This window comes from Amycolatopsis albispora (genome assembly GCF_003312875.1).
GTDB classification, from domain to species: Bacteria; Actinomycetota; Actinomycetes; order Mycobacteriales; family Pseudonocardiaceae; genus Amycolatopsis; species Amycolatopsis albispora.
In genome coordinates this window covers 7,770,022-7,797,008 of sequence record NZ_CP015163.1, presented here as the reverse complement: position 1 = coordinate 7,797,008, position 26,987 = coordinate 7,770,022, and the positions used below count along the sequence as shown (strand labels likewise).

Sequence of the window (26,987 nt, the reverse complement as noted above, 5' to 3'; positions counted from 1 at the left end):
TGGGGTTGCGGTGGGCTGGGGCTGGGCGGTGTCACGAATGTGGCTTTCGGGACGTCTGGCGTCTCGAAAGCCACATTCGTGACATGGGGGCACCGCCCGGGGCCATAATCGTCGGGTGACTGGACGAGTGCGGGTGAAGTTCCGCCTGTGGCCGCTGCTGCTGCTCGCCTTCCTGCTGGCCGCGTGCTCCGACGAGGTGGCGGGCGAGGCCGCGCCGGCGCCGGTGTTCAACGCGGGTAGCCCCGTCGAACTGCGGGTGGTCACGCCCGGCGGCGGCACCACGCTGACCGACAAGCAGGGCACGACCTACGAGGTCGGCCCGGTGGTGCTGGTGCTCGACCGGTTCACCAAGGTCGAGGCGGTCTACCGCCCCGAGGCGAGCGGGTTCGTCGTCGGCCTGGCGTTGCCGGAGGACCTGGCGGCGAAGTTCGGGAAGCTGACCGAAGAGAACGTCGGCAACCAGGTGGCCATGGTGACCAACGGCCAGGTCCTGTCCGCCCCCAGCATTCAGGCCCCGATCGCGGGCGGCCAAATCGAGATTACCGGCAATTTCAGCCGCGACGAAGCCGAAGCGCTCGCGGCCTCCATCGGCGGCCGCTGAATTCAGCGGTCCATCAACGCGAAAACGCCCCAGCCGAGATACTCCCGTTGGTAAAGCACGTGCTGCACGGGCGCTTCATCCAGTTCCGCGCGCATTTCCGCGAACAACTCGTCGTCCGGGTTCTGGTCCAGCCACAAACGCGTGTTCAGCCATTGCGCGGCAGCGTACCTATCCCAGCCGTCCTGGTCGGCGAGTACCATTTCCACCACATCACAGCCCATTTCCCCGAAGGCCGAAAGCAGTTCCGGCAGCGAGGAGAAGTCGTCGCGCGTGCGTGCGTGGCAGCGCTCCACAGTGGTCTGATCCGGCGGGTCCTGCCGCCAGTACGGCTCCCCGACCAACAGCATTCCACCCGGTCGCAGGCTGCGCCGGAGCAGGTCCACGGTGCCATGCAGCCCTCCCCCGATCCAGGTGGCCCCAAGACAAGCGGCGACGTCGACCGGGTTCTCCGCGACGTATCCGACGGCGTCGGCGTGGACAAAGTGGACGCGGTCCTCGACCGCCAACTCGGTTGCCCTGGCCCGCGCGGAAGCGATGAACAGCGAGCTGATGTCCACGCCGGTGCCGGTGATCCCGTGGTCACGCGCCCACGTGCAGAGCATCTCACCGGAACCACAAGCAAGGTCGAGCAACCGCGTGCCGGGCGTCAGATACAGGGCCCGGCCCAGCGTCGCCAGCTTCTCCTCGGTGAACGGGTTGTGCACGTGGTGGCGGCTTTCGCGGATGGTGAACTGCCTCGGCAGGTCCGGCAAGACGGATTCCTTTGTCCAACTGAAAAGCGGTCGCCGCGCAGGTTAGGCGCGCGCCACCGGCGCGTCCACCGGTTTTCCGGTGAACCGGTAGTGCCCCAGGTCGAACCGCGCGCTGGTCCACATGGTTTCCAGGGTGAGCGACGGCCGGAACGGCACGTCGCCGTGCTTGTCGAAGTAGTAGCTGTTGGCCGAGCCACAACCACCCTGGAAGAACACCTGCTGCGGGCGCCGGCTGAGCATGTGCTCGAAGTACGCCCGGTTCGCCTCCGGCGTGACCTCGACCCTGGTCGCGCCCGACCGCCGCGCCTCGGTCAGGCAGCGCAGGATGTGCCTGCTCTGCGTCTCGATCAGGTTGAAGTACGAGGAACCGTTGTACCCGTACGGCCCGAGGATCATGAACAGGTTCGGGAACCCGGGCACGCTGACGCCCTGGTACGCCTGGAACCGATGGGTGTCCCACCAGGTCTCCAGGTCGGTGCCGCCGACACCGGTGGTGCGGAACGGCGGCATGTTGCCGGATTCGAACACCTTGAACCCGGTGGCCAGGATCAGCACGTCGACCTCGTGCTCCACGCCGGCCACCGTGCGGATGCCGTGCGGGGTCACGCGTTCGATGCCCGCCGTCTCCAGCACCACGTTGTCGCGGTTGAAGGTGCGCAGGTAGTCGTTGGAGAAGCTCGGCCGCTTGCAGCCCAGCGCGTACCGCGGCGTGAGCTGGTCGCGGACCACCGGGTCGGCGACCTCCTTGCGCAGGAACCGCCGCGCCAGCTGCTCGCCGAGCTTCGCCACCGGCACGCTGGTGAAGTGCGCGGCCAGCGGGAAGTTCGCCTCGACGTAGGCCTGGCTGAGCACGCGGGTGAGCCGTTTCGCGCCGGGCACGCGGCGCAGCACCTCGCGCAGCGGCTTGGTCAGCCGCGCGTCCGGCTTGGGCAGGCACCAGATCGGCGTGCGCTGGAACACGGTCAGCCGGTCCACGGTCTCGGCGATCGACGGGATCACCTGGACCGCCGACGCGCCGGTGCCGATGATCGCCACGCGCTTGCCACGCAGGTCGACGCCGTGGTCCCAGCGCGCGGTGTGCATGACCGTGCCGCCGAACGAGTCCAGCCCGTCGATGGCGGGCGGTTTCGGCTGGGTCAGCACACCGGTGGCGACCACGACGTGCCGCGCGGTGAACTGCTCACCGCCGGTCGTCCCGAGTTGCCACAGGTCACGGGCCTCGTCGAACTCGGCGGAGTCGATCCTGGTGTTCAGCCGGAGCCGGTCACGCAGGCCGTAGCGGTCCACGCAGTCCTCGGCGTAGTTCTTCAGCTCGTCGCCCGGCGCGTAGACGCGGGACCAGTCGTCGCGCTTGTAGAAGGAGAACTGGTAGCTGAACGACGGGATGTCGACGGCCACGCCCGGATAGGTGTTCCAGTGCCACGCCCCGCCGACGCCGTCACCGTCCTCGACGATCAGGAAGTCGTCGAACCCCGCCTCGCGGAGCTTGATGGCCGCGCCGATCCCGGAGAACCCGGCCCCCACCACCATCACGTCGTAGTGCGTCATCGTCACTCCTGACCGCCGAAGGTGACAGAGCGTCCTGTCAACAGCAGGCTCACACCTGACCGGCGGGTCTGTCAAGATGGACCGCATGCCTCCCGTCGTCCGCCCGTTCCGCGGGGTCAGCGCCGAAGACCGGCGAGCCACCCGGCGTGAGCAGCTGCTCGACGCCGCGCTCGACGTGCTGGGCGAGCACGGGCGGGACGGGTTCACCATGACCGCCGTCTGCCGCCGCGCGAAGCTGACCGAGCGGTACTTCTACGAGAGCTTCGCCAACCGCGACGAGCTGCTCATCGCGCTGTTCGACCAGCTCGCCGGGCAGGTGAGCGCGCAGGTGCTGGCCGCCGCGGACGCCGTCCCCGCCGACGCGAGCCCGGAGACCAGGTACGCCACCGCGCTGCGCCCGATGATCGGCGCGCTGGTGGCCGATCCGCGCCAGGCCCGCGCGTACGTCGAATGCTTCACCTCCGACCTGCTCCGCGCGCACCGCGCCCAGGTCGTGCAGACCTTCACCGCGGTGATCACCGACCAGGTGCTCGCGCTCAGCGGCACGCCGGCCCGCGCGCGGGTGGAGGCGACCGCGCTGCTGCTCATCGGCGGCATTCACGAGGTGCTGCACGGCTGGCTCACCGGCGGGGTCGAGCTGACCGAGGACGAGCTGGTCGCCGAGCTGGCCGGCATCGGCGCGACGCTGACCGAACGGCTCATCTTGCCTTGACGCTCGCGTCAACGTTTACCGTCGAATCATGAGGATCGGCGAACTGGCCAGGCGGGCTGGGACGACCACACGCGCGCTGCGGTTCTACGAATCACAGGGCCTGCTCGACGCGCCGCGCGCGGCCAACGGCTACCGGGACTACGGCGAGGAACACGTGCGCCTGGTCACCGAGATCCGGACGCTGCAAGCGGCGGGGCTCAGCCTGGACGACACCCGGCCGTTCGTCGACTGCCTGCGGTCCGGGCACGAGGCCGGGGACTCGTGCGCCGATTCGATCGAGGTCTACGAACGCAAACTGGCCGAGGTGGACGCCTGCCTCGACCGGCTCAACGCGGTGCGGGCCGAGCTGCTGGCCAAGCTGACCGCGGCGATGGCCAGGCAGCCCGACCCGTGCCGCGTGACGACGAACCAGGAGACAGGAACATGATCGAGACCATCACCGACGCCACCTTCGACGAAGCGGTGCTCCGCCACGACCGGCCGGTGCTGGTCGACTTCTGGGCGCAGTGGTGCCCGCCGTGCCACATGATCGCGCCGGTGCTGGCGGAAATCGCCGTCGAACGCGCCGATGCGCTGACCATCCGGAAGCTGAACACCGACGAGAACCCGCTGTCCATGCGGAACTACCAGGTGATGTCGCTGCCCACGCTGATCCTGTTCCGCGACGGCGTCCCGATCCGCTCCCTGGTCGGCGCGAAGCCGAAGGCCAGGCTGCTGGCCGAGTTGGACGCGCTGCTCGTGCCCGCCTGAACGGGCGCGAACGGTCGTCCGGGAGCGTCCACTTCGGACGCTCAAGCCGCCGTACCGGCGTCGGCCGCGCGCAGGGCGGGGGCCACGTGCGCAAGGGCCTCTCGCAAGCCGTCGGCGAGTGAGGGGCCCTCGGTCACGACCAGCAGGTCGCCCGCTGCCTGCGTCCAGCCGCCCACCCAGCGCTCCACGGCCACCCGAGCGGCCGCGGCGACCGCGGCGGCGAGCACGGTGGTGGCGAGGTCTTCGTCCCGGCCAAGGCGTTCGGCGATCGCCGAGGACAGCGGCGACTGGAGTGACGCGACGGCGTCCACGAATTCGGCACGCAGCGCCGGGGCCGTGGTGATCAGCGTCAGCGCGTCCCCCGTCGGCTCGCTGTGCTGCTCGATCACCGCTTCCACCACGGCTTCGGCCAGCGGCTCGTCCGACGGCCGCGCGCGCAGCGCCGCCCCGATCCGCTCCGTGCGCTCGGCCGCGATGGCCGCCACGATCGCCTGCTCCCGGCTGGAGAAGTAGTTGTTGTAGGTCCGCGGTGACACGCCCGCGGCCTCGGCGATGTCGTCCACCCGCACGTTTTCCGGGCCGCGTTCCAGCGCCAGCCGCAGCGCCGCCGCGCTGAGCGCCGCCCGCGTCGCCGCCTTCTTGCGCTCTCGCAGCCCGCCGGCCTCCCGCTCCACCATGCCGTCAATTTAGTGCGGCGCCGGGTGATCGGCTTCCGGTACCGTCGGCCCCATGCTTTGACGCTGGCCCGGCTGCCGGGCACCCCCAGTACCTCCTTCGTCACGCACCCGAAATCCGACGAAGGAGTCCCATGAACACGTCGATCGACGTGCCGAAGCAACTCATCGAGTCCCACGGGGACCAGTACCCCGAATGGCTCGCCGCGCTGCCCCGGCTGGTCACCGAATTCCTCGGCCGCTGGTCGCTGCGCCGCGAAGGTCCCGTCTGGAACGGCTGCGCTTCGCTCGTGCTGCCGGTCGTGCGCCAGGACGGCACACCCGCGGCACTGAAGCTCCAGCCACGCACCGAAGAGAACGCCGGAATGGCGCTCGCCCTGCGGACGTGGAACGGCGACGGCATCGTCCAGCTCCTCGAGTACGACGAGGAAACCACCACGCAACTGCTGGAACGGCTGGACGAGAGCAGGCCGCTGTCCACCATGCCGGACGACTTCGCCGCGCTCACCGTGCTCGCCGAACTGCTCGCGCGGCTGACCGCCGTGCCGGCTCCGGCGGGCATCCGGAGCCTGGCCGGCGTGGCCGCCGAGATGCTCGACGAAACCCCGGCGGCCGTGCCCGGGCTGGCCGATCCGGCCGAACGGCAGCTCGTCCGCCGGTGCGCCGCCGCGACCGCCGAAGTGCTCGGTGAGCCGGGTGACCGGCTGCTGCACTGGGATCTGCACTACGACAACGTGCTTGCCGGAAGCCGCGAGAAGTGGCTCGCCATCGACCCCGAACCGCTGGCCGGTGACCCGGGGTTCGACCTGCTGCCCGCGCTCGACAACCGGTGGGACGACGTGGTCGACACCGGGGACGTGGCACGCGCGGTGCTGCACCGGTTCGACCTGATGACCGAGGTGCTGGGCCTGGACCGCCAGCGCGCCTACGCCTGGTCGATGGCGCGGGTGCTGCAGAACGCCCTCTGGGACATCCAGGACGGCGAGACCCGGCTGCAACCAGTGCAGGTCGCCATTGCCGAAGCTCTCAGCGCGCGGTCGTGACGACCGGGCCGCCCCGCCTCCGGGCGCGGGCGGCCCCAGTCTGGCATCACGTTGCGCGCCAGTCCGGCTTTACATGGCACCATGACTGTGCCATCTTGGCGTTCATGAGTGCCGAAGCCACCACGCAACCAGAAATCCCGCACGGCCTGCCCATGGACCGCGACGCGGGCCCGTTCAACCCGCCGAGCGCCATCACGCGCCTGCGCGAGCTCCGGCCGGTCAGCCCGCTGCTCTTTCCCGACGGCCACGAAGGCTGGCTGGTCACGGGTTACGAAGAAGTCCGGCAGCTGCTCGCCGACACGCGGTTCAGCTCACGCAAGGACCTCGGCGTGCTCCACCTGCCGTACGAGGTCCCCGGCACGCCGGTGATGACGGAACCCGCACCCGAGGAACCGGGCGTGTTCCTCGCCATGGACCCGCCGAAGCACACGCGGCTGCGGCGCAAGCTGACCGGCGCGTTCACCGTGAAGCGCATGAAGCAGCTCGAAGCCCGCATCGAGGAGATCGCCGAACGGCAGCTGGACCACCTGGCACAGCTGACCCCGCCGGTGGACCTGGTCAAGGAGTTCGCGCTGCCGGTGCCGTCGCTGGTGATCTGCGCGCTGCTCGGGGTGCCCTACGCCGACCGGGAGACCTTCCAGGTCAACTCCAGCAAGATGATGGAGCGGGAGGTGACGCTCGAGGACAAGATGGCCGCGTACACCACGCTGTCCACCTATCTGGGTGAACTCGTCACGGGCAAGCGCGCCGATCCCGGTGACGACATCCTGTCCGACCTGGCGCGCGACGAAGACCTCAGCGTCGAGGAACTGATCGGCATCGCTTTTCTGCTGCTGCTCGCCGGGCACGAAACCACGGCGAACATGCTGGCGCTGGGCACCTTCGCGCTGCTGGAGCACCCCGATCAGCTGGCCGAGCTGCGCGCGAACCCGGAACTGATGCCGGGCGCGGTCGAGGAACTCATGCGGTACCTGACGATCGCCGACACCTTCTACCGCTACGCCTCGACCGACATCGAACTCGGCGGGGAAACCGTTCGGGAAGGCTCGACCGTGGCCGTCTCACTGCTGGGCGCGAACCGCGATCCGCGGCGGTTCGACAATCCCGATGCCCTGGACATCCACCGCGCGGCCCGCGGGCACACGGCCTTCGGGCACGGCATCCACCAGTGCCTTGGCCAGCAACTCGCCCGGATCGAAATGCGCGCCGGCTTCGACGGGCTGCTACGACGCTTCCCCGATCTCCGGCTCGCCATTCCCGCCGGTGAGGTGAAACTGCGGACCGACATGAACATCTACGGCGTCCACGAACTACCGGTGACCTGGTAAGTCGGCTCAGCCCAAGGCGTCCAGTACCGCCTCGGCTGGGGTGCGGTCGGGGCGGAGGCCTCGCCAGGCTGTGTGCCGCAGGCGGCCGTCGGAGGTGAGGCGGCGGTAGACGACCTCGCCGACCAGGTGGGGGTCGACCCAGTGCGCGCCCTTCGCGCGGTCGCGCGGGACCTGGTCGGCGAACGGGCTGGTGGAGCGGTCGAGCGTCCGCAGTCTGGCGTGCAGATCGTCGAGTGCCTGCTGGGTGAAACCGGTGCCGACGTCGCCGATGTACCGCAGGTCGCCGCGGCTGTCGTGGGCGCCGAGCAGCAGCGCGCCGAGCGTGCCCTCGCGGCGGCCGCCGCCGGGCCGCCAGCCGCCGATCACCACCTCCTGCGTGGTGATCAGCGCGTGCTTGATCCATTCCGGACTCCGGCGGCCAGGGTGGTACCGAGATTCACCCGCCTTGGCGACCAGCCCTTCCAGGCGTGACTGCCGGGCGACGTCGAGCAATCCCTGCGGGGTCAGGCCGGTGGCGGACAGATCGGCGTGGCTGTACGCGGGCGGGATGGCGATCAGGTTCGGGTTGCCGGGTTCGAGCTGGACCAGCAGGTCGCGGCGCTCGCGGTAGGTCCGGTTCAGCAGGACGTCGGTGCCCAGCTGGAGCAGGTCGAAGGCGAAGAAGCTGAGCGCGTGCCGCCGGGTGCGGCGGTTCTGCAGCAGCGTGAAGTCGGGGACGCCGCCCTCGTCGAGCGCGACGACCTCCCCGTCGAACACGGCGGCGCGGCCGCCGAGCATGTCGCCGACGCCGTCGGCCAGCTCGGGATATTCGGCGGTGAGATCGTTGCCGTTGCGGCTGTTCAGGCGGATTTCGCCGGACGGGCTCACGCGGAGGCACGCGCGGTACCCGTCCCATTTGAACTCGTAGTTGTACCTGGCGTCGTCCGGCAGCGGACCGGCCTGCGCGAGCATCGGCTCCACCGCGGCCGGTACGCGGGCGTCCTCCGGTGCACCGGCCATCTCCGCCTCCGTTCCCCACCGCGACGGTAACCCGGATGGCCTAGTCCCGCCCGTTCACCGGAATCCTGTGTACAGCGTAGACCTGACCGGTATACGGTGTAGACATGACGGGAACAGCGCAGAGGATCGCGGCCGCCGCGCTGGAGATCCTGCTCGCCGAAGGGGCCGACGCGGTGACCATGCGACGCGTGGCCGCCGCCGTGGGCGTCACGCCGATGGCGACCTACCGGCACTATCCGAACCGTGAGGCCCTGCTGCGCGCGGTAGCCGACGCGGCCTTCGCCGACCTCGGCAAGACCTGGGGTCCGCACGCCGAGACGATCGACTTCGAGCAGCGCATCGACCTGCTGCTCACCGACTTCCTCGACTTCGCGCTCGGCAGCCCGAACCTGTACCGGTTCCTGATCACCGATCGCCGTGAACCCGCGCGACGCTTTCCGGAGGACTTCCAGGACGGGCTGTCCCCCGCCTTCGGTGCCGTGATGACCGCCGTCGAGCAGGGCATGCGGGAAGGCGCGGTGCACGAGGACGATCCGCTCGAAGTGACGCTCGCGCTCACCATGCCCGCCGTCGGCCTGGTCCAGCTCTATCTCGGCGGCCGGATGAACCTGTCCGAAGCAGACTTCCGCGCCCTGTGCGCCCGCACCACGAGGAGGGTCCTCAATGGACTCCGTCCCTAGAGTGGCCAAGCTCGCCGCGGTCGCGGCGTCGGCCGTGTTGTTCTTCTTCGGCACCGGGCTCGATCCGGTCCCCATCCTGGCGTGGCTCGCTCCGCTGCCGGTTTTCCTGGTCGCGCCAACGCTTTCCGGCTGGGGCGCGGCAGCCGCCGGCTTCACCGCGTGCGCACTGGGCTGGACGAACATCTGGCACTGGTCGGCCGGGTCGCACGACCTCGCGTTGTGGCCGTGGGGTGCGTTGGTGACCGTCTGCTTCGGACTGACCTTCGCCGCGAGCGTGGTCCTGTACCGCGCGTTGTTCGCCAAGCCGCTGCTGGCGGTGGTCGCCGCGGCGGCGAGCTGGACGGCCGTGCTGCACGTGGTGGCGATCAGCAATCCCATGGGCATCGTCGGCACGCTGGCCACCACGCAGACCGACTTCCCGGCGTTGCTGCAGCTCGCGTCGGTCACCGGCGCCTGGGGTGTGGAGTTCGTGGTGATGCTGGTGCCCGCGGCGATCGCGGCCGTGCTGACCGGCGGCGCGAAGGTGCGGGTGGCCGTGTTCGCGGCAGCCATGCTCGCGGTCGCCCTCGGTGGTGGTGCGCTGCGGCTCGCCGGGACGGACGGTGAGACTCAGCGCGTCGCCCTGGTGGCCAGCAACGAACCGGGCTGGGCCGCCGACCTCCGCGAAGACCGGAACCTGTTGAACGACTACATTGGACAGCTCGACGCATTGCCGGACGGCGTGAAAACCGTGGTGCTGCCGGAAGCCGCGTTCGGATCGGACCAGGAACGCCCACCCGAGCTGTACGAGCCGATGCGCCGGCTCGCCGCCGAGCACGGGTTCGACCTGGTGGTCGGCTATGCACACTGGAGCGGCGCCACCAAGTACAACTACGCGCTCGTCTTCCCGGCGGATGGTGGTGAACCGCAGCGCTATCTCAAGCACAACGACCGGGTCAGCCCGCCCGGCCGCGATCTCGTGGTCACGCCGGGTGGCGCGGGGGTGCTGATCTGCCTCGACATCAACTTCCGCGACCCGAGCCAGGACTACGCCGAGGGCGGCACGCGGCTGCTTGCCGTCCCGGCCTCCGACGAGGACCTCAACGGCTGGCAACACAGCCGGACCGCACTGCTGCGCGGCGTCGAAAACGGGCAGGCCGTGGCATGGGGCGGGCGCACCACCACGCTCCTGCTCTCCGACGGCCACGGCCGGGTGGTCGCCTCCCAGCCGACCGGCCAGCCGGGCGGCTTCACCACCGTGGTCGCGGACGTGCCAATCGGCCCGGGTGCGACCGTCTACACGCGATTCGGCGACTGGTTCGGCTGGCTGTGCGTCGGGCTGACCGCGGTCTCCGTGGCCGTGGCGCTCACGCGACGGAAATCCCCGGAATCCCCTTCAGCTCACCGAGCAGCATCGAGCTGACGCGCACCGGGTAGTCGTCCAGTGCGTAACGCCGTGTCCGTTGCCCCGCAACGAGTTCGACCAGCACCGGCGTGTCTCCCACGTGCGCCAGCAGTGCCGATTTCAGTTCGCCGACCACCTCGTGATCGAGCCTCTCGGCGGTCGCGCGCAACACCAGCGGCGCTTCCTCACCGAGGTTCGAGAGGTCCAGCGGTTCCACGCCCGCCCCGAACACCGACATCTTGCCCTCCCGCCAGTTGACCCTGCCCTTGACCACCACCGGGTTGTCCTCGACCAGGTCCGCCGAGAACAACGCGTACGACTTCGGGAAGAACAGCACTTCGAGCGAGCCGTCGATGTCCTCGACCGTGCAGATCGCCCACGGCTCGCCCTTTTTGTTGACCCGCCGCTCCAACGCGGTGATCAGGCCCGCGACCACCAGCTCGCCTTCGCGGGGCGGATCGGCCAGTATCGCGCCGATCGGCTTCCTGGCGTGCTTGCGCAACAACGATTCCGCGCCGTCCAGCGGGTGCGCGGAGACATAAAGCCCGAGCATTTCCCGTTCGTAGGCCAGCAGTTGCTTGCGCGGATATTCGTCTTCACCGAAGCGCAGGTGCGTCAACGGTGACGACGAGGGTCCCGCCTCGGCGCCGAACAGGTCGAACTGCCCCATGGCTTCACGGCGTTTGAGCGGGACGACCGCTTCCACGGCTTCCTCGTGCGCCTGGACCATGGACAACCGGGTGTTGCCGAGCGAATCGAAGGCACCCGCCTTGATCAGCGATTCGAGCACGCGCTTGTTGCAGACCACCAGTTCCGAACGATCGAGGAAATCGGTGAAGGACGAATACTTGCCTTTCTCCTCGCGGGTCTTGATGATCGACTCGACCACGTTCGTGCCGACGTTGCGGACCGCGCCCATGCCGAAGCGGATGTCGTCCCCGACAGCCGCGAACCGCAGCACCGATTCGTTGACGTCCGGCGGCAGCACCTTGATGCCCAAGCGACGGCATTCGGACAGGTAGACGGCCGACTTGTCCTTGTTGTCCCCGACCGAGGTCAGCAACGCGGCCATGTACTCCGCCGGATAGTTCGCCTTGAGATACGCGGTCCAGTAACCGACCAGCGCGTACCCGGCGGCGTGCGACTTGTTGAACGCGTACCCGGCAAACGGGAGAATGGTGTCCCACAAGGCCCGCACGGCTTCGTCGGAGAAACCGTTGGCACGCATGCCCGCCTGGAAGCCTTCGAACTCCTTTTCCAGGACTTCTTTTTTCTTCTTGCCCATGGCCCGGCGGAGCACGTCCGCGCGGCCCATCGAGAAGCCGGCGACCCGTTGCGCGATCTGCATGATCTGCTCCTGGTAGACCACCAGACCGTGGGTCTCGGCGAGAATGTCCCGCAGCGGCTCGGCCAGTTCCGGGTGGATCGGCTCGATCCGCTGACGCGCGTTCTTTCGGTCGGCGTAGTTGTTGTGCGTGTTCATCGCCATCGGACCGGGCCGGTACAACGCGTTCACCGCGATGATGTCGTCGAACCCCGTCGGCAGCAGGCGGCGCAGCAGGTCGCGCATCGCGCCACCGTCCAATTGGAACACTCCGAGGCTGTCACCGCGGGCGAGCAGCTCGTAGGTGGCGTGGTCGTCTACCTTGAGCGTGTCGAGATCGATGTCCTCACCGCGGTTGGCCTTGATGTTGTCGATCGCGTCGCCGATGACGGTCAGGTTGCGCAGGCCGAGGAAGTCCATCTTCAGCAGGCCGATGGCCTCGCAGGACGGGTAGTCCCAGCCGGTGATCACCGCGCCGTCATCACGTCGCCACAATGGGATCGTGTCCACCAGCGGCTCCGCCGACATGATCACCGCGCAGGCGTGCACACCGGCGTTGCGGATCAGGCCCTCCAGTCCGCGGGCGGTCTCGAAGATGGTCGAGACTTCGGTGTCGTTCTCCACCAGGGCCCGCACTTCGGCCGCCTCGGCGTACCGCTCGTGCGCGGGATCCACGATGCCACCGAGCGGGATGTCCTTCGCCGCGACCGGCGGCGGCAGTGCCTTGGAGATGCGGTCGGCTATCGCGTAACCGGACTGTCCGTAGTGGACTCGTGCGGCGTCCTTGATGGCTGCCTTTGTTTTGATCTTGCCGAAGGTGATCACCTGGGCCACGCGGTCGGCACCGTACTTGTCGGTGGCGTAACGGATCATCTCACCGCGGCGACGGTCGTCGAAGTCCATGTCGATATCCGGCATGGACACACGTTCGGGATTGAGGAACCGCTCGAACAGCAGGCCGAGATCGATCGGGTCGAGGTTCGTGATGCCCAGCGCGTAGGCGACCAGCGAACCGGCGGCGGAACCACGGCCGGGCCCGACGCGGATGCCGACCTCACGGGCGTGACGCATCAGGTCCGCGGTGATCAGGAAGTAGGCCGGGAAGCCCTTCTGCGTGATCACGTCGATCTCGAACTCCGCCCGCTCGACGTACGGCGCCGGGATCCCGCCGGGCAGGCGCCAAGCTAGCCCGTCCATCACCTGCTCGCGCAGCCAGCTCGCCTCGTCGTGACCTTCCGGCACCTCGATCTTCGGCATGCGGTCGCGATGGGCGTAAACGTCCTCATAGGACTGGACGCGTTCGGCGATCATCAGCGTGGAGTCCGCCGCGCCCGGGACCTCGGTGTCCCAGTACTCCCGCATCTCCGCCGCGGACTTCAGGTAGTAACCATCACCATCGAACTTGAACCGGTTCGGGTCATTCAGCGTCTTACCCGCCTGCACACACAGCAACGCACTGTGCGTATCCGCCTGATCCCGCGTCACATAATGCGAATCGTTCGTCGCCAGCGGCCGGATCCCCAGCTGCTTGCCGATCTCCAGCAGCCCCTCCCGCACCGACCGCTCGATCGGCAGACCGTGATCCATCAACTCCAGGAAGAAGTTGTCCGGCCCGAAAATGTCCTTGTAGTCCGACGCCGCCTGGATCGCCTCGGCCTTCTGCCCCAGCCGCAACCGCGTCTGCACCTCACCCGACGGGCACCCCGTCGTGGCGATGATCCCCTCGTGATGCTCCGAGATCAGCTCCCGATCCATCCGCGGCTTCCGGTAATAACCCTCCAGGCTCGCCAGCGACGACAACCGGAACAGGTTCCGCAACCCCGCCGCGTTCTCCGCCAGCATCGTCATGTGCGTGTAGGCGCCCCCACCCGAGACGTCCCCACCCTCACCGAACTCGTCCGCGCCACGCTGGTTGGACTGCCCCCAGAACACCGGCTTCTTGTGGAACCGCGACTCCGGCGCCACATACGCCTCGATCCCGATGATCGGCGTGATCCCGGCCTTGCGGGCCTGCTGGTAGAACTCGTCCGCCCCGTACATGTTGCCGTGGTCGGTCATCCCCACCGCCGGCATCCCCAACCGCGACGCCTCCGCGAACAACGGCGCGATCTTCGCCGCACCGTCCAGCATCGAGTACTCGGTGTGCACATGCAGATGGACAAAAGAGTCCAAGGTGTACTCCTGGCGGTTGTCGGTGAACGGCACGGCCAGGGCATTCGATCCGATGCCCTGCCCGGCCGTCCAACAACCGACACGCCGCCAGCAGACAACCAGCAGTTGTCTCACCAGGTCAGGAACAGGAAAGTTTCCCACTTGAAACGACCATTTCAGGTCGGCGGATCACCATACTTTTGACCGGTCTGATCGTCGCCCGGGTGTGCGAGTCTCGCGGGATAGACCACAACCGCGCGTGCGCGCGCGGTGACCCATTCACGAGGGAGTGACCTTGCCGAGATTCGCAGGGGTGCGGGCGGTCGCACTCGTCGGCGCGCTCTTCGCCGGCACGCTGAGCGGCCTGTCCGGGACCGCGTCCGCCGCCGAGGAGGCCGGTGTCCAGGCCGCGCAGGTCGGTGCCACGGCACCGGTCAACTGGGGCGCGTGCGCGAAGGAGACGCTGGCCGGGGTACCGGCCGACCAGGTCCACCTGTACAGCTGCGCGCGGTACCGGGTGCCGATCGACCACGACAACGCCGCGCTGGGCACGATCGACATCGCGCTGCTCAAGCGCGCGGCGAAGGTGCCGGACCAGCGCGTCGGCTCGCTGTTCCTCAACCCCGGCGGCCCCGGCGGGTCCGGGCTGCGGATGCCGATCAGCGGCCACCTCTACTTCCAGCCGCCGGTGCTCGACCGCTTCGACCTGATCGGGTTCGACCCGCGCGGCGTCGGCCAGAGCAACCCGCTGCGCTGCTTCACCACCGCCGAGGACGCCGACGAGGTGTTCGGCGCGATGGTCGGTGTGCCGCAGACCCGCGCGGAGATCTCCGGCACGCTGGCCGCGTACCGCGACTACGGCCAGTTCTGCAAGAACAACGCCGGTTCGCTGCTCAACCACATGGCGACCAAGGACGTGGTGCGCGACCTCGACAAGCTGCGTGCCGCGGTCGGTGACCAGAAGCTCACCTTCGTCGGCTTCTCCTACGGCACGCTGATCGGCTCGACCTACGCCGGCATGTTCCCGAAGCAGACGCGCGCGATCGTGATCGACGGCAACGTCGACCCGAAGCTGCGCACCAGCGACGGCGTGGCGTACGACCAGCAACGCGCCGACGGCTTCGAGATCGCGCTCGACGCATACCTGAAGAAGTGCCAGCAGGTGGGCCCGAAGTGCGCGTTCAGCTCGGGCAACCCGCGTGCCAAGTTCGACGAGCTGCGTGACCACCTGCGTCAGCAGCCGATCGACGGGGTGGACATCAGCACGTTCACCGGTGGGGTGGCCAGCGCGCTGTACGCGCCGACCCGGTTCCCCGGTCTGGCCGAGGACCTGCAGGCGCTGTACGACACGATCCGCCCGAGCGCGGACGCGGTGAAGGTGGCCGCGGCCCCGTCGATGAAGACCCTGGTGCCCGGCAAGAACGGCCGCGCCGACATCGACCCGGACAGCCCGTACACCTCGGACGACTCGTACTTCGCGGTGAACTGCTCGGACAAGCCGATCAACATCAAGCAGAGCAAGGTGCCCGGCATCGCCGCGCAGACCGAGCAGCAGTCGCCGACCTTCGGGCGGTACCAGGTGTTCTCCGACATCGCGGCCTGCCCGGTGTGGCCCGCGAAGAACCCGGACGTCTACCGCGGCCCGTGGCGCGCGAAGACCGACACGCCGATCCTGGTGGTCGGCAACTACTACGACCCGGCGACGCAGTACAAGTTCTCGCAGCGCATGGCGGACCAGCTGGGCAACGCCCGCCTGGTCTCGGTCGACGCGTTCGGCCACTGCATCCTGGGCGACGCGGTCGGCGTGGACAAGATCGCGGCGGACTACCTGATCGACCTGAAGGTCCCGGCTGACGGGCAGGTGTTCCAGCCGAACGTCCAGCCGTTCAGCTAAACGTCACGAATGTGGCTTTCGGGACGCCAAACGTCTCGAAAGCCACATTCGTGACACTCAGGATGGCCTCAGGGCAGGGTTCCGGCGAGCAAGGCGGCCCGTACCGACTCGGCCTCCTCCGCTGACGCGCCTCGCCAGGCGACCACCTGGTCCGGCCGCAGCAGCAGCCACTCCCCCTCGTACTCGGTGACCGTCCATTCCGGACCGGCCAGGTCCAGCGTCGAGCGCGTCCGTGCCTCGTCGAGCCAGCGGTGCGGCACGCGCGTGCCGACCCGGCCCGCGGGTGCGAACTCGGTGACCGGTTCCACCGAGCCGTCCGGCACCAGCGCTCCGGCTGGGTACTGGAAACCGCCCGCGGCCAGGACGAACGGGTGCGCCAGCGTCGGGTCCTCGGTGCCGACGCGGAAGGTGTCGGCGCGCCGGGCCGACTGGTCGGCGGCAAACCACCCCGCCGGTCGCCGCTCGGTGTCGTAGCTGTCGAGCAGCGTCGGCGCCGCTTCCCCGCGCAGGACCGCCGCGAGTTTCCAGCCGAGGTTGTGCGCGTCGGCGATCCCGGTGTTCGCCCCGCTCGCCGCGAACGGCGGCATCACGTGCGCGGCGTCCCCCACCAGGTGCACGCGGCCCGCCGAATACCGGTCCGCCACCAGCATTTCCGCCTGCCAGCCCAGCACGCTCAGGATCTCCAGGTCCGGCACCGGCACGCCGAGCGCGGTGCGCAGGACGGTTGGCCAGTCCCGCTCGGTCTCCCCACCGGCCGCCATGAACACCCAGCGCCGCCGCCCGTCCACCGAAGCCAGCGCGCCGGACGCGTCCGGGTGGTCGATCTGGCAGAGGTTGAACTCCCGCCCGCGCACCACTTCGGCGAGGTCCGCGCGGAAATACACGTTCACGCTCGGCTCTCCGACCGCACCACGACCGGACCGCGTGATGCCCAGCGACTCGCGGATCCCGCTGCGGGCGCCATCGGCGGCCACCAGGTAGTCCGCCCGGATCTCGCCGTCCGCGAGCTTGCCGGTCACGCCGTCGGAGTCCTGGTCGAAGCCGAGCAACTCGGTGCCGAACCGGACGTCCGCGCCCGCCTCGACGGCCGCCTTCCGCAGCACCGGTTCGAGCACGTCCTGCGCCACCAGGCACGGCGGCTCCGGGCTGACCTCCGGCACGTCACCGGACGGCTGCCACAGCGGCAGTTGCGTGGCTTCGGCGAGCGTGCGGCCCGCCGCCATGTGGTCGTGACCGGCCAGCTCACGCGCGGCCTCGTGCACCAGCCCGGCCAGCCCCAGCTCGCGGAAGATCTCCATGGTCCGGACGTGGAAGCGGCGGGCCTTCGGCTGCGGTGACGTGCTCGCGCGCCGTTCGAGCAGGGTCACTTCGACGTCGTGGTGCCGCAGCACCAGCGCGGTGGTCAGGCCGACGAGCCCACCTCCGGCGACGAGCACCTGTGTACGTTGTCCACTCATGATGTACGTTGTACACGCACTGCTAGGCTGGCGTCCACCATGAACGACAAACTGGTGTGGTTCGACGAACCGGCGCCCGCGCGCACCACGGAACCGCTCAGCCGCGAACGGATCGTGGCCGCCGCCGTCGACCTCGCCGACGCACAGGCCGACGGCGAGATCACCATGCGCGCGCTCGCGCAGAAGCTGGGCGTGCGCAGCCCGATGGCGCTCTACCGCTACGTCGGCAGCAAGGACGGGCTGGCCGATCTGATGGCCGACCACGCCTACGGCCTGATCACCGTGACCAGGGGTGAGGGCTGGCGGCCCGCGCTGCGCGCGCTCGGCGTCTCCGGCTGGGCCGCAGTGCAGGCGCACCCGTGGTTCGCGCGGCTCGCGTTCAGCCGCCCGCCGCTCGGCCCGAACGCGCTCGCGCTCTACGACGCCGCGCTGGCCGAACTCGATTCACTGGACCTGCCCGCGGCCACGCGCATGGGCTACATCGACACGGTTTTGGGGCACGTGCTCGGCTCGGGGCTGGCGCTGCTGGAGGAACGCACCATGCGCGCGGGGATCGGCGGCGCCACCGACGCGGACCTCGCCGAGGCGACGCAGCCCTATCTGGACCGGGTCGCCGCCTCGGGAAAGTACCCGCACTTCAGCAAATGGGCCGCCGACCCAGCACGCGACGGCACCCGGCCGCAGACCTTCGAAAAGATCCTGGACTGGCTGCTGGACGGGCTGGAGACGGTGAATTAGGGCGTGTTTCACGAGTCTGTTCGATGGGCTTCGTGATCCAGGTGGTTCCTGGCGGTGCCGGGCGTTCGGCCTCGTACTGGGCGTACTCGGCCGAAGGCCCGGTGCCGCCAGGAACCACCTGGGCGCGAAGAGCGCGAACAAGACTGGTGAAACGCGCCCTAGGTGCGGGAGCGGCGTTTGCGGCCGGTCACCTTGTTGTAGATGACGAGCACGATGATGGCGCCGATGACCGAGCCGATCCATCCGGCCGGTTCGAACCCGCGGAAGCCGACGGTGAGCAACCCGAACAGGAAACCGCCGACCACCGAGCCGACGATGCCGAGCAGGATCGTCTGCAGGAACCCGATGTCGTCCTTGCCGGGCACCAGCGCGCGGGCGATGAACCCGGCGATCAGGCCGAACAGCAGCCACCCGAGAATGGTCCAGAACACGGCGATTCCCCTTGTCTTCGGCGGCGGAGTCCCTGCGGTGGACGCCTGCTGATCACGCTACCCGTCCGCGCGCCGCGACGCCGCCGGTAAGGGTTGACACGCACCACAGCTCAGCCGGACGGTGGATGCCGTGCACACCTGGCAAACGGTGACGCGCCACCGCCGGATCCGGCACCAGACCTGCCCCTGCGGTGCCTGGCGCGTGGTGCGCGGCAGGCGCGAGCAGTGGCGGTCCACCACCGCGGAGTGCACCGCGCGCCCGCCGATCAAGCCGCTCCCGCGCGGCTGGCCGCACCACAAGGCCTACGGCGAAGCGGGCTTCTTCGACTCCTGACTCGCCGCGGTCCTCTGCCAGTATCGGGCGCATGAAGCGGATCTCCCTGGCACTGCTGGCTTTCGCGGGCCTGGTCGGCTGGGGCGAGGTGGTGCACTGGCGGGCTTCCCGCGCGCTCGTGCACCCTCGGCGCCCCGCCCGCTCCGAAGCGGTGGTGGTGCTCGGCTACCGCAACCAGGGCGCCGACGCGAACGCGATGAACCGGTGGCGGGTGCGCGCGGCACTGCGGTCGATCGATCCCGGGCTCGATTCCGTGCTGATCTGCGCCGGGCTCGGCCGCGGCCCGGTGGCCGAGGCCGCGCTCCTGGCCCGCCACGCGGCGGCACTCGGCTTCACCGGCGAGATCCGGCTCGAAGACCGGTCGCGCAGCACCTGGGAGAACATCCGGTACCTGGCCCCGATGCTCGAAGGCGTGGACCAGATCAAGATCGTGTCCAACCCGCTGCACGCCCAGAAGGCCCGGCTCTACCTGCACCACCAGCGCCCCGACCTGGCCGCGCGCCTGGTCCGCGGCGCCGACTACCGGCTGGGCGAGGCCTGGCCGCTCAAGCCGCTGCTCGCCGCGTACGGCCTGCGCAAGCTCGCCGCGGGCCGGCGCGACCTGGCGCGGCGAGCCGCCATGTAGTGGCTATCCACAGCGGTGTCCACAACATGTGGACAGCTCTCAGACGGCGAACACCTGACTGTCGTCGGCGAAGGCCTTGAACTCGAGCGCGTTGCCCGCCGGGTCCAGCAGGAACATCGTCCACTGCTCACCGGGCTCGCCCGCGAACCGGACATACGGCTCGATCACGAACTCGGTCCCGGCCGCACGCAGGCGGTCGGCCAGCTTGCCGAACTCCTCGACGGTGAGCACCAGGCCGAAGTGCGGCACCGGCACGTCGTGCCCGTCGACCGGGTTGTGGATGCGGCGGGTGCCTTCGGCCGCCAGGTGCGTGACGAACTGGTGGCCGTGCAGGTTCCAGTCCACCCAGGTGTCCGAGCTGCGCCCCTGGGACAGCCCGAGCACCTCGCCGTAGAAGTGGCGGGCGGCGGCCAGGTCGTCGACCGGCATGGCGAGGTGGAACCGAGGGATCGGCGAGTCGAGTGTAGTCATGTCGCAATGTTAACATTGCGACAAGTCCGGCAGAGAGGTTGAGACGTGAGCCACCCACCCGCAGTGGCCCCCGCCCGGCGGCGTGGCCTCGCCGACGAGGTCGCCGACCGCATTCGCGAGGCCATCTTCACCGGCGGCTACGCCCCCGGCACGCAGCTGCGCGAGGTCGAGCTGGCCGCGACGCTCGAGGTCAGCCGCGGCCCGGTCCGCGAAGCGCTGCTCCGGCTGGAACGCGAGGGACTGGTCCGCAGTGAATGGCACCGCGGCGCGACCGTCACCGAGCTGCTGCCCGAAGACGTCGCCGAGCTGGACAGCCTGCGCGAAGCACTCGAAACCCTCGCCGTCCGGCTGGTGGTCGAGCAGGCGGACGACGACGCGCTCGACCGGATCGACGCGGCCGTCACCCAGATGGACCGGGCCGCCGACGCCCACGAGATGGTCCGCGCCGACATCGCCTTCCACGACGCGGTCTACGCCGCCTCCGGCCACCGGCGCCTGGCCGAGGCGTGGGCCGCGATCCGCAACCAGGTCCACCTGTTCCTGCTCACCCGGATCGGCCGCAGCACCCGCGACTACCTCAAGCACATCCCGGCCGAGCACCGCGAACTCGCCGCGATCCTGCGGGAGGACGACACCAACTCCGCGCTCGTCGCGTTCGCCGCGCACCGGCGGCACGCGCTTGAGGTCCTCATGCGCTGAGGGTCGCGAGCACCTGCGGGGAGAGCGTCTTCAACATCGCGTTCGACCACTTGAGCTGGCGCAGCGTCTGCGGGTGGTCGCGCTGCGCCAGTTCGAGCAGGTCCCGGTCCTTGACCGCCTGCGCGCCCTGCGCCAGCAGTTCCCAGTCGAGCGACACTCCGGCCGTCCGGCGGTGCAGGCGCCGCAGATCGGCCAGCAGCAGGAGCCCGGGCTCCGGACGGCGGCCGGTCAGCTCGCTGACCTTCCGGCGGGCCGGCGCCAACGGCCCGGACGACGCGGGCGCCCCGGCACGCAGGGACAAGCCGTACCGGTTGCCCGCTTCCGCGAGGTCGCGCACGTGCTCACGAGACCATTCCGCCAGGTCACGGGCAACGTGGTGCACCTCGTGCTCGGCACGGTGCCGGTCGGACAGCTCGTACAGGAACCGCGCGAGCGAGCTTTCCGCGCGGTGGAGTTCACGCAGCGGGAGTTTCACGGCTCTGCCCTCCGGATGGCCGCCGCGCCGGTTTTGAAGATCGGCTGCTTCGACGCGGGATCCCAGTCGGTCGGCGTGAGTTCGTTCGCGGCCCGGTCCGGGGTGCCGTCGGTGTCCCAGTAACCGTAGTGGAACGGCAGAAACAACACGCCGTCACGGATGTCGCGCAGGCGCACGCGAGCACGCACCCGCCCGCGCGCGGTGGTGATCTCGGCCAGGCCGCCCTCGTCGATGCCCTGCGCGCGAGCGTCCTTTTCGGACATTTCCACCCACACCTCGGGTTCCGCGCGGTGCAGTTCCGGTGCGCGGGCGGTTTTGGTGCGGGTGTGGAAGTGGTACAGCGTGCGGCCGGTGATCAACGCGAACGGATGGTCCTCGTCGGGCGGCTCGTGTGGCCGCAGGTATTCGGCGGGCCGGATCATGGCTTTGCCGTCCGGGTTCATCGCGCGGTATTCGTCCGGTTCCCTCGGCGCGCCGGTGAGCAGGTCGCGGCCGTAGCTCTCGCAGTAGTCCGGCTGGGCGAAGAACTTCCCGTCGGCATACAGCCGTTCCGTGCCGTCCGGGTGTTCCTCGTTGCACGGCCACTGGATGCCGCCGGTGGCGCGGAGCTTGGCGTAGGTGAGCCCGGTGTAGTCGCACGGGCGGCCCGCGCTGGCCGCCTTCCACGCCTCGAACGCCGATTCCGGATCGTTCCACGAGGGGAACGGATTGCCGTCGCGGTCCCGGAAATCCATGCGACGGGCGTAGTCGAGAAAGATGTCGAGATCCGGTTTCGCCTCGCCGGGCGGTTCGACCGCCTTGCCCGAAAAGTGCACCGTGCGATCGGCGTTGGTGAACGTCCCGGTTTTCTCGCCCCACATCGCCGCGGGCAGCACCACGTCCGCCAGCTCGGTGGTCTCGGTCCGGAACACGTCCTGCACCACCAGGAACAGCCGGTCCTGCGCCAGGATCGACCGCACGCGGGCGAGTTCCGGCAGGGACACCGCCGGATTCGTGGCACTGACCCAGAGAAAGCGGATGCTGCCGTTCTCCGCGTACCGCAGCATCTGCATCAGGTGCGTCGGCGGCGCGTAGTGCGGGATCTGCAGCGGATCGAGGTTCCACAGCCGGGCCAGCTCGGCCACGTGCTCATCGTTGGCCCAGTTGCGGAATCCGGTCAGATCCCCGTCGGCCCCGCATTCACGGGTGTTCTGCGCGGTCGGCTGGCCGTTCATCTGCAGCACCCCGGCGCCCGGCTTGCCGAGCATGCCGCGGATCAGCTGCAGGTTGTTCACCTGCACCGCCGCCGCGGTGGCCTGGTGCGACTGGTAGAACCCTTGCAGCACGGTGGAAAGCAGCCGGGAAGCGCCGTCGAGCAGCCGTGCCGCCTCCCGGATCTTCGACGGCGGCACCCCGCAGACGTCCGCGACCGATTCCGGGGTGGCATCGGCGACCTGCCGCACCAGCTCCGGGTAGCCGACCGTGTGCCGCTCGATGTAGTCGTGGTCCACCTGGTCGTTGCGGATGATCTCGTGCAGCAGCCCGTTCATCAGCGCGACGTTCGTGCCGGGCAGCGGCGCCAGGTGCACGGTGGCCGCGCGCGCCACCGGCGTGGTGCGCGGGTCGACGCACAGCAGCGCGGGCGGGTTCGGCCCGGCGAGCCGGTCCAGCATCCGGGTCCACAGCACGCTCTGCGTTTCCGCCACGTTGTGCCCGAACAACGCGATCACGTCGGCGTGGTCGACATCGGTGTACGACGCGGGCTGGCCGTCGCAGCCGAACGACTCCTTCAGCGCGGCGGCCGCGGTCGCGGTGCACAGGCGCGTGTTGCCGTCCATGTGGTTCGTGCCGATCGCGCCGTGGCCGATGGCCGCGAGCGTGTAGTACTCCTCGGCGAACAACTGCCCGCTGGTGTAGAAACCGAGCGACCCGGGGCCCCGCTCGTCGAGCAGTTCCTTGCTGCGGCCCACCACGCGCGACATGGCTTCGTCCCAAGTGGCCTCGACCAGTTCACCGCCTTCACGCACCAGCGGCATGGTCAGCCGATCCGGTGACGCTCCCGCCTGCCACCCGAAGCGGTCCTTCGGATCGAGGCGGCCGTGGTTGACGCGGTCGTCCGCACGGCCGCGGACGCCGACCATCCGCCCGTCCTTGACCGCGATGTCCAAGCCGTCACCGTTGGAATGCAGCACGGCGGCGGTGGGCACCCAGTCATCGACGTCCTCGGCGCGCACCCCGTCGGCGAGCTGGACGTCCACGCGCACCGGCCAGTCCCCGCCCGGCCCGTACGGGGTGCGGCCGCCCCACGGCTCGGTGATCGCATCGGCCATTGTCGGCGCGTACCCGCGGTGATCGGCGGTCAAACCCGGCTTCTCGACAGGCGGCGCACAGCGCACACGAGTACTTTCAATTCGTGCGTTGGATCAAGGCACTGGGGTCGGTCAGCGTCACGGCAGTGCTCCTCGCCGGGTGCGGATCCGCGGCGGAGTCCGCGGTCCGCGAAACCGCGCAGCGCTTCCTCGACGCCGACACGACCGACGCGTGCGGCCTGCTCTCGGCACGCGCGATGGAGGACCTGACCCAGCACGGCCGCCAGACTTGCCCCGACGCGCTGACCGCAGCGCGGACACCGGGCGGCACGGTCGGCGAGGTGCTCGTGTGGGGCTCCGACGCGCAGGCCAAGGCAGGCGCGGAAACCCTGTTCCTGCACGAATACGAGGACGGCTGGCGGATCACCGGCGGCGGCTGCCAGCCGAGCGCGCCGGAACTGCCCTACCGCTGCCTTGTCGGTGGTCCGTGATGCGGAAGGTGTTGCGGGACAACGGACTCAGCCTGGCGTTCGGGCTGCTGTTCCTGCTTGCCCTGATCGGGCAGGCCTTCGCCGGGCACGCCGACTTCAACGACCGCCAGGTCCAGGACGGCGGCGCCCCGATCGGGCTCGGCGAGTACCTCGTGTCGTCGGACTTCCTGGTGGACGTCTCCGAGAACTGGCAGTCGGAGTACCTCCAGTTCCTGCTGTACGTCTTCGCCACGGTCTACCTGATCCAGCGTGGCTCACCCGAGTCGAAGCCGGCCGGGCGGATCGGCCTCGAAAGCGACCGCGACCAGCTCGTCGGCCCCCACGCCACGGCCCGCTCACCGAAGTGGGCGCGGGCCGGTGGCTGGCGGACGGCGGTGTACTCCCGTTCGCTCGGCCTGGTGATGGGCGGGCTGTTCCTGGCCACCTGGAGCGTGCAGTCGGTGTCCGGGCTGGCCGCGTACAACTCCGAGCAGCTGCTCGCCTTCGCCGATCCGGTCGGCTGGTTCGGCTACGTCGGCTCGGCCGACTTCTGGAACCGGTCGCTGCAGAACTGGCAGTCGGAGTTCCTGGCGCTCGGCTCGATGGCCTTCCTCTCGGTGTACCTGCGCCAGCGCGGTTCACCCGAGTCCAAGCCCGTCGGCACCCCGCACACCACCACCGACGAAACAGGGTGAGTTTGGGGTTCCCCCGACCGGGGTAACTCTGGGCTCACGAGGTGAAGGGGGCCACTACGGTGCGACGTTCAGCAAGCACCTCCGGCCGCACACTCGGGGCCCCGTCGGTGTTCCACCACCGCGAACCGGCCACCGCCACGAACGCGTCACGGCTGCGTGCCGCGCTCGGCGCCTGGCTCCGCGGCCTCGGGCTGAACCACGACCTGCGCGACGACGTGGTGCTCGCCGCCTACGAAGCCATGGCCAACGTGGTCGACCACGCCTACCGCGGCCCCGGCCCGGCCGGCCCGCTCGAACTGCACGGCCACGCCCACGGCGGCACCTGCACGATCACCGTGTCCGACCGGGGCCGGTGGCGGCGGCCGCGCACGGAGTCCGGCAGCTTCCGCGGGCGCGGGCTCGGCATGATGCACGAGCTTTCCGACGAGGTGCTGATGCGGTCGAGCGAGCAGGGCACCACCATCCGGCTGATCTGGCGTCGCGCCTACGCCTGACCGGCCAGCCCGGCGTCGAGGCGGTCCCGGATCCCGGCGAGCAGGCGCGCGGACTCCTCCACAGGCAACGCGAGCTCGTCCAGCACGGCCCAGGCGTCCCAGTGCTCCCGCACGTCCTTGTGCTTGTGCAGCAGTAGTTTCCCGCTCTGGTACTCGACGTAGACGCGGTCGCCCTCGTCGAGCCGCAGAATGGTGAAGTCAGGGGCGACGTAGAGATCCGCGGCATAGGGCACGATCCTGATCGCCACCCCGGCCAGCTCGCCGCACTTGAGCAGGTGCTGCACCTGATCCAGCGCCATCAGCGGGTCGGCGGTGGCGCGGACCCGGTCCAGCGCGGACTCGCTGAGCAGGAACTCGCGGATGCCCTCGTGGTCGAACAGGCGCTGCCGGTCCTTGCGTGCCTCGACCAGGTCGTCCACGTTCGCGCGGCCCTGGAACAACGCGCGCATGTACTGCTCGGACTGCAACACCCCGGGCAGGCGCTCGCCGGTCCACGACCGGATCTCCCGCGCGCGCCGCTCCAGGTCCGGGATGTCCCCGAACCACAGCGGCCCGGCGGGGCGGCGGGACCGTTGCCGCTCGGCCGCGTCCGCTTCGCTGAACTTGCGCAGCTCGGCCGCGGTCGCCTCGTCCACGCCGAGGAACTCGACCAGCTTCCCGAGGTTGTCCGCCGAGATGGTGGTCTGGCCCTTCTCGATCTTGGTGACGGTGGACTGGCTGAGCTCGAGCACGGCCGCCACCCTCGCCTGGGTCACGCCCGCCGCCTTGCGTGCCGTCCGCAGCCGCGCACCGATCATGAGGCGCCACGAACCGGCTGTTCCGGAATGGCTCACCAACGGCTCCGCCCGCCATTCCGGGCCGCGCCGGAACTCAGCCGCCGAACTGCCCCGAGCGCACCGACTCGACGAAGTCCGCCCACTCCCCGGCGTCGAAAACCAGCACCGGGGAATCGGGGAGCTTGCCGTCGCGCACCCCGACCATTTCGCGGCTCGCCACGTTCACCTCGACGCAGTTCGCCCCATTCGGCCCGCAGGCCGACGGCCGTTGCCAGCCCGCCGTGTCGAAGCGTTCCCCGATCGAAAGCGGGTCGTAGGTCTGCATGAGTCCCCCTCGCTGCTCGCCTGGCCGGAACTTCGATCTTTCGACTCAAGAATGTGGATCGAATATTCGACGCGCAAGCCCGGACGGCGGCTCTTCTGGCTGGTTCCGGCACTTCTTCACTCCTTCGGGGTCGGCGGGGACGGCGGCGCCGGGGTGGCCCGGCGCCGCCGCGGGATCATTCGGCGGGATCGCCGGGCTGCCCCGGCCCCCGCCCGCGCAGGCAGGCGAACACGATCGACGCCGCCAGCACCGAGCCGGAGATGCCCGCCCCGGCCGACGCGCCGAAGAACACCACGCCGAGGCCGCCGAGCACCACCGCGGCGAGCAGCGCCACCCGCAGCGTGGTGGCCCAGCCGCCCAGCGCCTCGCCGATCACCTCCGGCCACGACCGCGGTGGGCGCCGGTGCCGGGCCGCACGATCGGGGGAAGGCAGAACGGGGTCTTCGTCCGGCACCTCCGGGGTCGCGGGATCTACAATCGTCACGTTGTTCTCCTTGTTTGACTGGCGGACAACACCCGGCGTGGTCCTCGGGCAAGGAGGGCCACGCCTTTTTTGATCTTGGTACCCGGCCGGTCGAATATTCGACCGAGCAAAGTTACGTGCGTAAGATCGATCGCATTTTTACACACATCCGTTATAGCGCGCAGCCACCGGGGCGAAAATCTTCAACCCGCAGCGCGACTGGCATTTGCGGAATATTCGAGCGCAACTCGATCGGGTGATCCAGAACGGACAAGTGCGCAGCACAGCCAGCAACCCGGCCACTAATGAGAAAGGCAGCAACAAAACTTCACCGCAATTTCGCGGACGGCAAAGCTCGCGAAAGCACGCGGTGAATCGAACCGCATTTTTCCGGCGCACACCGGCG

At 69.5% G+C, this 26,987-nt stretch carries 29 protein-coding genes; 16 read left to right on the top strand and 13 right to left on the bottom strand.

What is annotated here, in order from left to right:
• Positions 1 to 115: 115 nt before the first annotated feature.
• Complete coding sequence (locus A4R43_RS37040) at positions 116 to 601, top strand: SecDF P1 head subdomain-containing protein (protein ID WP_162788725.1); 486 nt, start codon at positions 116 to 118, stop codon at positions 599 to 601.
• A gap of 2 nt (positions 602 to 603) precedes the next feature.
• Here A4R43_RS37040 and A4R43_RS37035 read toward each other — a convergent pair whose 3' ends face one another.
• A complete protein-coding gene (locus A4R43_RS37035) occupies positions 604 to 1,353 on the bottom strand; it encodes an SAM-dependent methyltransferase (protein WP_113696339.1) in 750 nt (249 codons plus the stop codon).
• Positions 1,354 to 1,395: 42 nt separating this feature from the next.
• Positions 1,396 to 2,901 carry a flavin-containing monooxygenase gene (locus A4R43_RS37030; RefSeq protein ID WP_113696338.1) on the bottom strand — a complete coding sequence of 502 codons (1,506 nt, stop codon included), beginning with the start codon at positions 2,899 to 2,901 and terminating at the stop codon, positions 1,396 to 1,398.
• 85 nt (positions 2,902 to 2,986) lie between these two features.
• On the opposite strand from A4R43_RS37030, the gene A4R43_RS37025 reads away from it, so the two are divergent.
• The 3 genes from A4R43_RS37025 to trxA are packed head-to-tail and all read left to right on the top strand — an operon-like array spanning position 2,987 to position 4,363.
• Positions 2,987 to 3,613: a TetR/AcrR family transcriptional regulator gene (locus tag A4R43_RS37025; RefSeq protein WP_162788724.1), complete on the top strand. Its 627-nt coding sequence runs from the start codon at positions 2,987 to 2,989 to the stop codon at positions 3,611 to 3,613.
• Between the two features lie 28 nt (positions 3,614 to 3,641).
• Positions 3,642 to 4,040 carry a MerR family transcriptional regulator gene (locus tag A4R43_RS37020; RefSeq protein WP_113696336.1) on the top strand — a complete coding sequence of 133 codons (399 nt, stop codon included), beginning with the start codon at positions 3,642 to 3,644 and terminating at the stop codon, positions 4,038 to 4,040.
• The gene (trxA, locus tag A4R43_RS37015; RefSeq protein WP_113696335.1) at positions 4,037 to 4,363 is read left to right on the top strand and encodes a thioredoxin; all 327 of its coding nucleotides are present in this window, start codon (positions 4,037 to 4,039) and stop codon (positions 4,361 to 4,363) included. Before A4R43_RS37020 ends, trxA begins: the two co-directional genes overlap by 4 nt.
• A gap of 41 nt (positions 4,364 to 4,404) precedes the next feature.
• On the opposite strand, the gene A4R43_RS37010 is transcribed toward trxA, so the two are convergent.
• The gene (locus A4R43_RS37010) at positions 4,405 to 5,040 is read right to left on the bottom strand and encodes a TetR/AcrR family transcriptional regulator (protein ID WP_113696334.1); all 636 of its coding nucleotides are present in this window, start codon (positions 5,038 to 5,040) and stop codon (positions 4,405 to 4,407) included.
• Between the two features lie 131 nt (positions 5,041 to 5,171).
• On the opposite strand from A4R43_RS37010, the gene A4R43_RS37005 reads away from it, so the two are divergent.
• Both A4R43_RS37005 and A4R43_RS37000 read left to right on the top strand, forming a co-directional pair.
• A complete protein-coding gene (locus A4R43_RS37005) occupies positions 5,172 to 6,080 on the top strand; it encodes an aminoglycoside phosphotransferase family protein (RefSeq protein ID WP_113696333.1) in 909 nt (302 codons plus the stop codon).
• A gap of 104 nt (positions 6,081 to 6,184) precedes the next feature.
• Positions 6,185 to 7,408 carry a cytochrome P450 gene (locus A4R43_RS37000; protein ID WP_113698140.1) on the top strand — a complete coding sequence of 408 codons (1,224 nt, stop codon included), beginning with the start codon at positions 6,185 to 6,187 and terminating at the stop codon, positions 7,406 to 7,408.
• Between the two features lie 6 nt (positions 7,409 to 7,414).
• On the opposite strand, the gene ligD is transcribed toward A4R43_RS37000, so the two are convergent.
• Positions 7,415 to 8,407 (bottom strand): non-homologous end-joining DNA ligase, encoded by a 993-nt coding sequence (gene ligD / locus A4R43_RS36995; RefSeq protein WP_113696332.1) that lies wholly within the window; start codon positions 8,405 to 8,407, stop codon positions 7,415 to 7,417.
• Between the two features lie 104 nt (positions 8,408 to 8,511).
• Between ligD and A4R43_RS36990 the strand changes: the two genes are divergently transcribed.
• Entirely contained in the window at positions 8,512 to 9,087 is a 576-nt protein-coding gene (locus A4R43_RS36990) for a TetR/AcrR family transcriptional regulator (RefSeq protein ID WP_113696331.1), read from the top strand.
• Positions 9,071 to 10,489 carry a nitrilase-related carbon-nitrogen hydrolase gene (locus A4R43_RS36985; protein ID WP_113696330.1) on the top strand — a complete coding sequence of 473 codons (1,419 nt, stop codon included), beginning with the start codon at positions 9,071 to 9,073 and terminating at the stop codon, positions 10,487 to 10,489. Before A4R43_RS36990 ends, A4R43_RS36985 begins: the two co-directional genes overlap by 17 nt.
• Here the strand turns inward: A4R43_RS36985 and dnaE are convergent.
• Positions 10,434 to 13,925, bottom strand: coding sequence for a DNA polymerase III subunit alpha (gene dnaE / locus A4R43_RS36980; RefSeq protein WP_236809313.1), 3,492 nt, complete (start codon positions 13,923 to 13,925; stop codon positions 10,434 to 10,436). The genes A4R43_RS36985 and dnaE overlap by 56 nt on opposite strands.
• 334 nt (positions 13,926 to 14,259) lie before the next feature.
• Here dnaE and A4R43_RS36975 point away from each other — a divergent pair, with 334 nt between their 5' ends.
• Positions 14,260 to 15,840 carry an alpha/beta hydrolase gene (locus A4R43_RS36975; protein ID WP_113696329.1) on the top strand — a complete coding sequence of 527 codons (1,581 nt, stop codon included), beginning with the start codon at positions 14,260 to 14,262 and terminating at the stop codon, positions 15,838 to 15,840.
• Between the two features lie 68 nt (positions 15,841 to 15,908).
• Here A4R43_RS36975 and A4R43_RS36970 read toward each other — a convergent pair whose 3' ends face one another.
• Positions 15,909 to 17,297 carry an FAD-dependent monooxygenase gene (locus A4R43_RS36970; protein WP_113696328.1) on the bottom strand — a complete coding sequence of 463 codons (1,389 nt, stop codon included), beginning with the start codon at positions 17,295 to 17,297 and terminating at the stop codon, positions 15,909 to 15,911.
• Positions 17,298 to 17,336: 39 nt separating this feature from the next.
• On the opposite strand from A4R43_RS36970, the gene A4R43_RS36965 reads away from it, so the two are divergent.
• A complete protein-coding gene (locus A4R43_RS36965; protein ID WP_113696327.1) occupies positions 17,337 to 18,035 on the top strand; it encodes a TetR/AcrR family transcriptional regulator in 699 nt (232 codons plus the stop codon).
• Positions 18,036 to 18,193: 158 nt separating this feature from the next.
• On the opposite strand, the gene A4R43_RS36960 is transcribed toward A4R43_RS36965, so the two are convergent.
• Positions 18,194 to 18,466, bottom strand: a complete 273-nt coding sequence (locus A4R43_RS36960) for a GlsB/YeaQ/YmgE family stress response membrane protein (protein ID WP_113696326.1) — start codon at positions 18,464 to 18,466, stop codon at positions 18,194 to 18,196.
• A gap of 130 nt (positions 18,467 to 18,596) precedes the next feature.
• Here A4R43_RS36960 and A4R43_RS36955 point away from each other — a divergent pair, with 130 nt between their 5' ends.
• Both A4R43_RS36955 and A4R43_RS36950 read left to right on the top strand, forming a co-directional pair.
• Positions 18,597 to 18,800, top strand: a complete 204-nt coding sequence (locus A4R43_RS36955) for a hypothetical protein (RefSeq protein WP_113696325.1) — start codon at positions 18,597 to 18,599, stop codon at positions 18,798 to 18,800.
• A gap of 31 nt (positions 18,801 to 18,831) precedes the next feature.
• Positions 18,832 to 19,425, top strand: a complete 594-nt coding sequence (locus A4R43_RS36950; RefSeq protein ID WP_113696324.1) for a YdcF family protein — start codon at positions 18,832 to 18,834, stop codon at positions 19,423 to 19,425.
• A 39-nt stretch (positions 19,426 to 19,464) separates the two neighbouring features.
• Here the strand turns inward: A4R43_RS36950 and A4R43_RS36945 are convergent, their stop codons facing one another.
• Positions 19,465 to 19,896: a VOC family protein gene (locus A4R43_RS36945; protein WP_113696323.1), complete on the bottom strand. Its 432-nt coding sequence runs from the start codon at positions 19,894 to 19,896 to the stop codon at positions 19,465 to 19,467.
• A 45-nt stretch (positions 19,897 to 19,941) separates the two neighbouring features.
• Here A4R43_RS36945 and A4R43_RS36940 point away from each other — a divergent pair, with 45 nt between their 5' ends.
• Positions 19,942 to 20,595: a GntR family transcriptional regulator gene (locus A4R43_RS36940; RefSeq protein ID WP_113696322.1), complete on the top strand. Its 654-nt coding sequence runs from the start codon at positions 19,942 to 19,944 to the stop codon at positions 20,593 to 20,595.
• On the opposite strand, the gene A4R43_RS36935 is transcribed toward A4R43_RS36940, so the two are convergent.
• Positions 20,585 to 21,070, bottom strand: a complete 486-nt coding sequence (locus tag A4R43_RS36935) for a hypothetical protein (protein ID WP_113696321.1) — start codon at positions 21,068 to 21,070, stop codon at positions 20,585 to 20,587. The genes A4R43_RS36940 and A4R43_RS36935 overlap by 11 nt on opposite strands.
• Positions 21,067 to 23,379 carry a molybdopterin oxidoreductase family protein gene (locus A4R43_RS36930; RefSeq protein ID WP_113696320.1) on the bottom strand — a complete coding sequence of 771 codons (2,313 nt, stop codon included), beginning with the start codon at positions 23,377 to 23,379 and terminating at the stop codon, positions 21,067 to 21,069. The genes A4R43_RS36935 and A4R43_RS36930 overlap by 4 nt, the downstream gene beginning before the upstream one ends.
• Positions 23,380 to 23,462: 83 nt before the next feature.
• On the opposite strand from A4R43_RS36930, the gene A4R43_RS36925 reads away from it, so the two are divergent.
• Genes A4R43_RS36925 through A4R43_RS36915 form a run of 3 tightly spaced genes read left to right on the top strand, consistent with a single transcriptional unit; the run spans position 23,463 to position 25,017 of the window.
• On the top strand, positions 23,463 to 23,849 hold the full coding sequence (locus A4R43_RS36925; RefSeq protein WP_113696319.1) for a hypothetical protein: 387 nt from the start codon (positions 23,463 to 23,465) through the stop codon (positions 23,847 to 23,849).
• Complete coding sequence (locus tag A4R43_RS36920) at positions 23,849 to 24,523, top strand: DUF6766 family protein (RefSeq protein WP_113696318.1); 675 nt, start codon at positions 23,849 to 23,851, stop codon at positions 24,521 to 24,523. The genes A4R43_RS36925 and A4R43_RS36920 overlap by 1 nt, the downstream gene beginning before the upstream one ends.
• A gap of 59 nt (positions 24,524 to 24,582) precedes the next feature.
• Positions 24,583 to 25,017: an ATP-binding protein gene (locus A4R43_RS36915; protein WP_162788723.1), complete on the top strand. Its 435-nt coding sequence runs from the start codon at positions 24,583 to 24,585 to the stop codon at positions 25,015 to 25,017.
• Here A4R43_RS36915 and A4R43_RS36910 read toward each other — a convergent pair.
• The 3 genes from A4R43_RS36910 to A4R43_RS36900 all read right to left on the bottom strand — a co-directional run bounded on the left by A4R43_RS36910 (position 25,008) and on the right by A4R43_RS36900 (position 26,602).
• Positions 25,008 to 25,850 carry a helix-turn-helix domain-containing protein gene (locus A4R43_RS36910; protein WP_162788722.1) on the bottom strand — a complete coding sequence of 281 codons (843 nt, stop codon included), beginning with the start codon at positions 25,848 to 25,850 and terminating at the stop codon, positions 25,008 to 25,010. The two genes, A4R43_RS36915 and A4R43_RS36910, sit on opposite strands and share 10 nt — an antisense overlap.
• 37 nt (positions 25,851 to 25,887) lie before the next feature.
• Entirely contained in the window at positions 25,888 to 26,118 is a 231-nt protein-coding gene (locus A4R43_RS36905) for a DUF397 domain-containing protein (protein WP_113696315.1), read from the bottom strand.
• 175 nt (positions 26,119 to 26,293) lie between these two features.
• A complete protein-coding gene (locus A4R43_RS36900) occupies positions 26,294 to 26,602 on the bottom strand; it encodes a hypothetical protein (RefSeq protein WP_162788721.1) in 309 nt (102 codons plus the stop codon).
• Between the last annotated feature and the right edge of the window lie 385 nt (positions 26,603 to 26,987).